The sequence below is a fragment of the uncultured Salegentibacter sp. genome, from assembly GCF_963972535.1.
GTDB lineage: Bacteria > Bacteroidota > Bacteroidia > Flavobacteriales > Flavobacteriaceae > Salegentibacter.
This window is the reverse complement of record NZ_CAXAVR010000119.1, coordinates 1-7,512: the sequence shown is the minus strand read 5'-3', so window position 1 is coordinate 7,512 and position 7,512 is coordinate 1. Positions and strand designations below refer to the sequence as shown.

The 7,512-nt window shown below is 37.1% G+C and carries 8 protein-coding genes; 4 read left to right on the top strand and 4 right to left on the bottom strand.

The window, feature by feature from the left end:
- Positions 1-162 precede the first annotated feature (162 nt).
- The gene (locus AACZ30_RS11830) at positions 163-489 is read right to left on the bottom strand and encodes a hypothetical protein (protein WP_208224541.1); all 327 of its coding nucleotides are present in this window, start codon (positions 487-489) and stop codon (positions 163-165) included.
- A 32-nt stretch (positions 490-521) separates the two neighbouring features.
- On the opposite strand from AACZ30_RS11830, the gene AACZ30_RS11825 reads away from it, so the two are divergent.
- Complete coding sequence (locus AACZ30_RS11825; protein ID WP_339649547.1) at positions 522-692, top strand: DUF5522 domain-containing protein; 171 nt, start codon at positions 522-524, stop codon at positions 690-692.
- On the opposite strand, the gene AACZ30_RS11820 is transcribed toward AACZ30_RS11825, so the two are convergent.
- Positions 687-1,145 carry a copper resistance protein NlpE gene (locus AACZ30_RS11820; RefSeq protein ID WP_339649546.1) on the bottom strand — a complete coding sequence of 153 codons (459 nt, stop codon included), beginning with the start codon at positions 1,143-1,145 and terminating at the stop codon, positions 687-689. The genes AACZ30_RS11825 and AACZ30_RS11820 overlap by 6 nt on opposite strands.
- Positions 1,146-1,251: 106 nt before the next feature.
- Here AACZ30_RS11820 and AACZ30_RS11815 point away from each other — a divergent pair, with 106 nt between their 5' ends.
- The 3 genes from AACZ30_RS11815 (at position 1,252) to AACZ30_RS11805 (ending at position 5,686) form a co-directional block, all read left to right on the top strand.
- Positions 1,252-3,249: a urocanate hydratase gene (locus tag AACZ30_RS11815; protein ID WP_339649545.1), complete on the top strand. Its 1,998-nt coding sequence runs from the start codon at positions 1,252-1,254 to the stop codon at positions 3,247-3,249.
- A 10-nt stretch (positions 3,250-3,259) separates the two neighbouring features.
- The gene (locus AACZ30_RS11810) at positions 3,260-3,802 is read left to right on the top strand and encodes a DUF4136 domain-containing protein (protein WP_208224533.1); all 543 of its coding nucleotides are present in this window, start codon (positions 3,260-3,262) and stop codon (positions 3,800-3,802) included.
- Between the two features lie 129 nt (positions 3,803-3,931).
- Positions 3,932-5,686, top strand: coding sequence for an aromatic amino acid hydroxylase (locus AACZ30_RS11805; RefSeq protein WP_339649544.1), 1,755 nt, complete (start codon positions 3,932-3,934; stop codon positions 5,684-5,686).
- 35 nt (positions 5,687-5,721) lie between these two features.
- Here the strand turns inward: AACZ30_RS11805 and AACZ30_RS11800 are convergent, their stop codons facing one another.
- Both AACZ30_RS11800 and AACZ30_RS11795 read right to left on the bottom strand, forming a co-directional pair.
- Positions 5,722-6,336, bottom strand: a complete 615-nt coding sequence (locus AACZ30_RS11800) for a DUF4230 domain-containing protein (RefSeq protein ID WP_339649543.1) — start codon at positions 6,334-6,336, stop codon at positions 5,722-5,724.
- A 289-nt stretch (positions 6,337-6,625) separates the two neighbouring features.
- Positions 6,626-7,512 (bottom strand): GSCFA domain-containing protein (locus AACZ30_RS11795; protein ID WP_339649542.1); only part of this gene is annotated, 887 nt, incomplete at its 5' end.

Here is a 7,512-nt window from a genome sequence, read left to right as displayed (position 1 = left end):
AATTTATTTCCTGAAACCTCAGGATGTAATAAATCTTCACGTTTTAAATAGAGCGAAATTTCATTAGGAAACTCAGCAACAAACTGATTTTCAGAAGATATTCCAGTAAAAATGTTTGAAGATTTCGGCATAAGCAAATATCCGAATTCTAAGACGAGCTACCTAAACAAACTTTAAAAATGCCCAGAATTTACGCTCCTCCAAATAATTCTCTTTCATTTCCTGGCTGTAAGCTTCGCGCTCAAAACTTATATTTTTATAGGCAAGAAAACGATCTTTATAATAAATTAAACGCAGCAAATATTCGGTTAAATACCATATGTAAAAAGGAAGAATAAGTAATTCCAGTTGCTGTCTTAGATGAATTTTTTCGTGGTTAATAAAATTGAAATCATCTTTTAGTTCGCTATTTTTAAGAATCACAAAAGGCCATAAACTCACGCCCTTAAATGATTTTCCCAGGAGATATTTGTTAACGATTAGAATCACGTGTGGAAGTTAAGAAATTGTATTTTTGCCATATGAGTTTTTTCAAAAAAAGAATTCCGTTAGAAGAAGGGGATTATTACACCACCCCTGAAGGTTATCGTTGTTTTACCGAGCAATATCACTTAAAGCGTGGTTATTGCTGCGAAGGTGGTTGCCGGCATTGCCCCTACGGTTTTGATAAAAAAACCGGCAAACAATCATAGCTCATTAATTTTTGTTAAACGGTATTTGATTGCAGAATCTCCCATAACCTTAGATTCATCCTTAAAAACCTGTAAAAGGTAATTTTGGCTTACTTTAAAATAGAGTTTTTGGCGTTCTCCTAAACTAATGGTATTCCCTTGCTTATCCCATTCAAACTTTCCTGTTTCCTGTAGGTTGTTATCCCCTGCCCTGCCTTTAAATTCCTGAGAAAGTGTATAATCACGATTTTTCTCTATCTCAATAGATGTTTCAATTCCCTCACAATCTTCACAAGGCAAAAACCCTTCATAAATACCGGTCCAATCCAAGGAATCCCGGGCACTAAAAACATCATTTGAAGGTGTTATTTCGCTTTTCTTTGAAATTTCAGTAGTTTCTAATTCCAATTCTTTGTTTTCATCTTTACAGGAAACAAGACAAACAAAAGCAAGAAGAATTATAATAGATTTCATAATTTATTTCTTTAAAAGAGCGCTAAATTTATAGAAAATGAAATTTAAAACTCTTTATTTTAACATTTCTTCCTAATATTGAAATCTATTGCAAACAGAAAATCAAATGGACTTTAAAGCGAAAATACTACAGGGAATTCCCAGGGAACTTCCGCCCAAAAAAGAATACGATACTTCGGTAAATCACGCTCCTAAACGAAAGGCTATTTTAAATGCCGAAGAAAAACAATTAGCACTTCAAAATGCTCTGCGTTATTTTAAAGAAAAACATCACCGGGAATTGTTACCTGAATTTAAGGAGGAATTAGAGAAATACGGGAGAATTTATATGTACCGCCTAAAGCCGGACTATGATATGTATGCCCGAAATATTGAAGAATACCCGGGAAATAGCACACAGGCAAAAGGAATCATGCTAATGATTCAAAACAACCTGGATCCTAAAGTAGCGCAACATCCCGATGAATTGATCACCTACGGTGGCAACGGGGCGGTTTTTCAAAACTGGGCCCAATACCTGCTCACTTTGCAATATTTAGCCGAAATGGAAAATGATCAGACTTTAGTGATGTATTCTGGCCATCCTATGGGCTTATTCCCCTCCCATGAAAATGCTCCAAGAGTGGTGGTTACCAACGGAATGATGATCCCAAATTATTCGAAACCCGATGACTGGGAGAAATTTAACGCGCTTGGTGTAACTCAATACGGGCAAATGACGGCTGGAAGTTATATGTACATTGGTCCGCAAGGAATTGTTCACGGCACCACGATCACAGTTTTAAACGCAGGAAGAAAAATATCAAGATCGGGAGAAGGCCTGGAAGGTAAATTATTCGTGACTTCCGGTCTTGGCGGAATGAGCGGCGCGCAACCCAAAGCCGGAAATATTGCAGGTTGTATTACCGTGTGTGCCGAGGTGAATCCAAAAGCTACAGAAACCCGCCATAGCCAGGGCTGGGTAGACGAAGTGATTTCTGATCTAGAAAAACTAGCTAAAAGAGTGCAGGAAGCAAAAGCCAACAAAGAAGTAGTTTCTATCGCTTTCCAGGGAAATATCGTAGATGTTTGGGAATATTTTGAAAAAGAGAATATTTATATCGATTTGGGAAGTGACCAGACTTCATTGCACAATCCCTGGGCCGGCGGTTATTACCCGGTAGGTTTAAGTTTAGAAGAAGCCAATACCATGATGGCCGAAGAACCTGAAAAATTTAAAGAAAAAGTACAGGAAAGTTTAAAAAGACAAACCGCAGCGATTAATAAACATACCGCTAAGGGCACCTATTTCTTTGATTACGGAAACGCTTTCTTATTAGAGGCTTCAAGGGCCGGAGCCGATATTCTTGCTGAAAATGGTAAAGATTTTAAATACCCAAGTTACGTTCAGGATATTATGGGACCAATGTGTTTTGATTATGGTTTTGGGCCTTTTAGATGGGTTTGCGCTTCCGGAAAAGAAGACGATCTCGACAAAACCGATAAGATCGCGACTCAGGTTTTAGAAGAGCTTAAAAAGAATTCCCCGGAGGAAATTCAGCAACAAATGGCTGATAATATTCAGTGGATAAAAGGAGCAAGGGAAAATAAACTGGTGGTAGGATCTAAAGCCAGGATTCTCTATGCCGATGCCGAAGGCCGCATGAAAATTGCCAAAGCCTTCAATGATGCTATTGGAAATGGAGAAATAGGAACGGTTATTTTAGGCCGTGACCACCACGATGTTTCCGGTACAGACTCCCCTTACCGGGAAACTTCAAATATTTACGATGGATCCCAGTTTACAGCCGATATGGCGATACAAAATGTAATTGGAGATAGCTTTAGAGGCGCCACCTGGGTGAGCATTCACAACGGCGGCGGCGTTGGCTGGGGCGAGGTGATTAATGGTGGATTTGGTATGATTCTTGAAGGAAATAAAGCATCGGAGGAGCGACTAAAGTCTATGCTTTTCTGGGATGTTAATAATGGAATTGCCCGCCGAAGCTGGGCCCGAAATAAAGAAGCGCTCTTCGCTGCAAAAAGGGCTATGCAAATGGAACCAAAACTAAAAGTAACTATCCCAAACCTGGTAGATCCGGCTCTTTTTGACACTAACACCTAAAATAATATTTATGAAAGTCTTAAAAATTACACCGGTTCTTTTACTGCTAACTATCCTGGTAACGTCCTGTAGTAGCGTAAGAGTTGCTTCAGATTATGACAGGGAAGTAAACTTTAACCAATATGAAAGTTACGCTTTTTTTAAACCCGGAATAGATAAAGCTGAAATCTCAGATCTAGATAAAAAACGAATCCTTAGAGCTATAGAAGCAGAAATGCAACGTAAAGGCTTTACCAAATCTGATGATCCAGATCTTTTGGTAAGCATTTTTACAAAAACCAATGAAAATATTAATATCTACCAGAACAATATGATGGGCTGGGGATATGGCTGGGGATGGCATCCGTGGTATTGGGGCTCAGGTTTTAATACCGTAAACCGCACCAGCGAAGGCACTCTTTATATAGATCTAATAGATGCTGAAGGAAAAGAACTGGTTTGGCAGGGAATGGGAACTGCCGCTTTAGCCAGTGATGTAAATAAAAAGCAAAAAAGGATAAACGAAATTGTTTCTGAAATACTAGAAAAGTATCCTCCAGAAATTAAGAATTAACCCCACAAATTTTTCAGCTAAAATGCTCCTCTTGTAGGAGCATTTTTATTTTTACACGGCTTTAGTTATCATTTTATGAATTTCAGGTTAATTTCTTATCTTTATATTGAATTTTAGTTAATCACAATTATGCTCGATAAAGTTGAATCTAATGCGATTTTAGACCGCTTGCCGGCCCATCTTCAGCAATATATAAAACCACAGAATTACGAGGATTATTCCCCGGTAAACCACGCGGTTTGGCGATATGTAATGCGTAAAAATGTAGATTATCTAAGCAAAGTTGCTCACGAATCTTACCTTGATGGTTTAAAGCAAACCGGCATTTCTATAGATCATATTCCCAATATGTATGGGATGAACCGAATTTTAAAAGAAATTGGCTGGGCTGCTGTAGCTGTAGACGGATTTATTCCGCCGGCTGCTTTTATGGAATTCCAGGCTTTTAATGTTTTGGTAATCGCCAGCGATATTCGCCAGCTCGAGCATATAGAATATACTCCTGCACCCGATATTATTCACGAAGGTGCCGGCCACGCCCCTATTATCGCTAATCCAGAATACGCAGAATATCTTAGACGCTTTGGCGAAATAGGCTGTAAAGCGATTTCTAGCGCTAAAGATTATGAAATTTACGAAGCCATAAGGCATCTTTCTATTATTAAAGAAGCTGAAGATACACCTCAGCAAGAAATTGAAGAAGCTGAAAAGAAAGTAGATTACCTGCAAAATAATATGGGGAAGCCCAGTGAGATGGCGCAGATAAGAAATTTACACTGGTGGACCGTAGAGTATGGATTGATAGGAAGTTTGGAAGATCCTAAAATATACGGCGCCGGTTTACTCTCTTCTATTGGAGAAAGCGCCTGGTGTATGACAGATAAAGTGAAGAAGATTCCATATTCTATTGAAGCTTGCAAACAGGAATTTGATATTACCAAACCCCAGCCTCAGCTTTATGTAACGCCAGATTTTGCGCATTTAAGCTCAGTTTTAGAGGAATTTGCTAATAAAATGGCTTTAAGAAAAGGCGGTCTGGAAGGAATTCAAAAATTGATTGATTCTAAAAATCTTGGAACTATAGAGTTAAGCACCGGTTTACAGATCTCAGGAGATTTTTCAAAAGTTATTGAACACGATGGCAAACCAATTTATATTCAAACTTCAGGGAAAACTGCCCTTTCCCATCGGGAAAAGGAGCTGGTTGGTCACGGTGTAAAAAATCACCCTGAGGGATTTGGTTCACCAATTGGCTCTTTAAAAGGAATCAATTTAGCGATTGAAGATATGAGTCCGCGTGATCTTAGGGCTTACGATATCTATGAAGGTGAAAAGATTGAATTTGAATTTGAAGGTGGTATAAAAGTTAAAGGAGAAATAATTACCGGAACCAGGAATCTGCAGGGGAAAATAATAATTATTAGCCTAAAAGATTGTACCGTTACTTATGGCGAGGAAATTCTGTTTAAACCTGAATGGGGCAAATATGATATGGCGATTGGGAAAGAAGTTATTTCAGCATTTGCCGGCCCGGCAGATAATCTTTCTTTCGATCTAATTACCCACAAAACCTCAACTTCTACAATAAAAAGCAAAAGTACACCAGAACGCGAAGAACTTAATTCCCTTTATGCTTCGGTTAGAAATATTAGAGAAGGAAAAAATGCGAAATTCTCTTTAGATGCAGCTTTGGATCTGGTAAAAAAACACCACCCAAAAGACTGGTTGCTTTCCGTAGAAATATATGAGCTAACAGTGGGGAAAGATGAAAAACTCGCTAAAGAAGCTCTAAGTAATTTAGAGGATGTAAAATCTCGAAGACCAGATATCTCCCATTTAATTGATGGAGGAATAAGCCTAATAAACGGCCAATTGGTAATTTAATATAACATTCAAGTTTTAAATTTCGAAAAAGCAGTCTATAGTTTTATTTTTTCCAATTCTTCTGAATCATTAAAATTCTGATCGTTGTATTGAAGCGTCCAGCCCATAGAATTGGTTAAAATATAGATTTTTTGCAATTCACTAATTAGCCTGTTTTCAGCATTAGATTTAAGCGAAGAAGCTTCTACCTTTTCTCTAATAGATTTTTCTATTCGGCCCTTAATTTTATTGTGATCATCAGCATCAAACTGGTTTAAATAATCCTGGGTAACATCGTAATATTTTATCTCCGGATTTATTGTAATTTCTTCTTTTGGAATGGAAGTGATGCGCACAATTTTATTTTCTTCATCAATTTCGGTTTCTAATTTACTTAGATCGTAAGCCACGGTTGCCGTAGCATTTACAATGATAAGCGCTTTTTTTCTTGCCGAAAATATATCGAGATAAAACTTCTTTGAGTTTTTATAAGAATAAACCTGTGAGAAAGTACCTTCGGTCACCACCAATTTTCCCACATTTTTAATTTGCTGCTGAAGCAAGGCTGTACTTTCTTCTAATTGATCTTTTTCATTATTTCTGTTTTCACAATAGCGAATACCAAAAACCACAAGCAAGACCAAAATGGCACCTATAAGGAAATTTCTCATTTATCAATTTTTTCTAAAGGTACAAAGAATGTGAATTTTGGAGATTTTGAAGAAAACATTACTTTTTTAAAACACTTATGGACGGCCCCACCCGTCCATAAGTTTTTAACTTTCTAAAATCTACCCCAACAAATTTTAGAAAACGAATTAAGATACAGTCATAAAAAACGACTTCTCAGCCATTCGTTATCAATAACTTATATCTAAAATTCTAAGATAAAAATACAAAAAAAATTAATATATAAACAATTCCGAAATTAATTTAATGTTTTTTTGACGATAACTTAATTTAGAACTGAAGATGCGGATACCGCTTTTGGAGTGTTGAAACTTTAGAATTCAAATTTTTTAGAAATTTACGATGCGCTTCAGAATTGGGATTAAATGGACGATGTGCTAATCCTTTTTGAATATTTTCTACTTCATTTAAAACCGAAAGGGAGTCTTCTGAAAACCAGGTTTCTGTAAATCTTTTCCAAATATAATCTATGGCAGTTTGTGAAGGGTGCAACATATCTTCAGTATAGAACCGATAATCCCGAAGTTCATCCATCATTAATTCGTAAGATGGAAAATAATGAGTTTTCTTGCTTTCTTCGCAAACCTTATGAACAGCGGTAATTAAATGCGCTTTGCTACGCTGATTTTCAACAAATCCGTCCTTAATATGCCGAACCGGAGAAACGGTGAAAATAACTTCAGCATCAGAGTTTATTTGGTGTACGTCTTCCAGAATCTCATTTAAAGCTCGCTCAATTTCTTCTATAGATTGTAATTCTTTCCTAAAAGATTTCTGCGGAACTTTATGACAGTTGGCTACGCTCTGTTCACTTTCTAAATGAAAATAGCTCCATGCAGTACCCAAAGTAATCACTACATGTGAGCTTAGTTGAAGAAACTCACGGGCATTTTTTAATGTGGAATTCAGGTCTTTTAGTAAAACCTCAGCAGCAGGATTACTTAATGAAGAATGCGCATCAAAACAATGCCAGCGCTCCTGGTGCTGAAAAATATCCTTCTCAGTATACATCGCGTCTTCCTTAAGTTTTCGAAAAAACTTTGCAATGGCTAAAGGATGAAAAAGAATTCCGAATGGATTCTGTAAATTTTGCAGCTTATAGAAATCCAGTTTTTTACCGATATTCTCTACAAAACAGGAACCAATAAGAAAGATTT

Excerpts from the sequence above, each read along its gene's own strand:
- AACZ30_RS11825 (WP_339649547.1), top strand. The coding sequence starts at position 522 with ATGAGTTTTTTCAAAAAAAGAATTCCGTTAGAAGAAGGGGATTATTAC.
- AACZ30_RS11820 (WP_339649546.1), bottom strand. The coding sequence starts at position 1,145 with ATGAAATCTATTATAATTCTTCTTGCTTTTGTTTGTCTTGTTTCCTGT.
- AACZ30_RS11815 (WP_339649545.1), top strand. The coding sequence starts at position 1,252 with ATGGACTTTAAAGCGAAAATACTACAGGGAATTCCCAGGGAACTTCCG.
- AACZ30_RS11810 (WP_208224533.1), top strand. The coding sequence starts at position 3,260 with ATGAAAGTCTTAAAAATTACACCGGTTCTTTTACTGCTAACTATCCTG.
- AACZ30_RS11805 (WP_339649544.1), top strand. The coding sequence starts at position 3,932 with ATGCTCGATAAAGTTGAATCTAATGCGATTTTAGACCGCTTGCCGGCC.
- AACZ30_RS11800 (WP_339649543.1), bottom strand. The coding sequence starts at position 6,336 with ATGAGAAATTTCCTTATAGGTGCCATTTTGGTCTTGCTTGTGGTTTTT.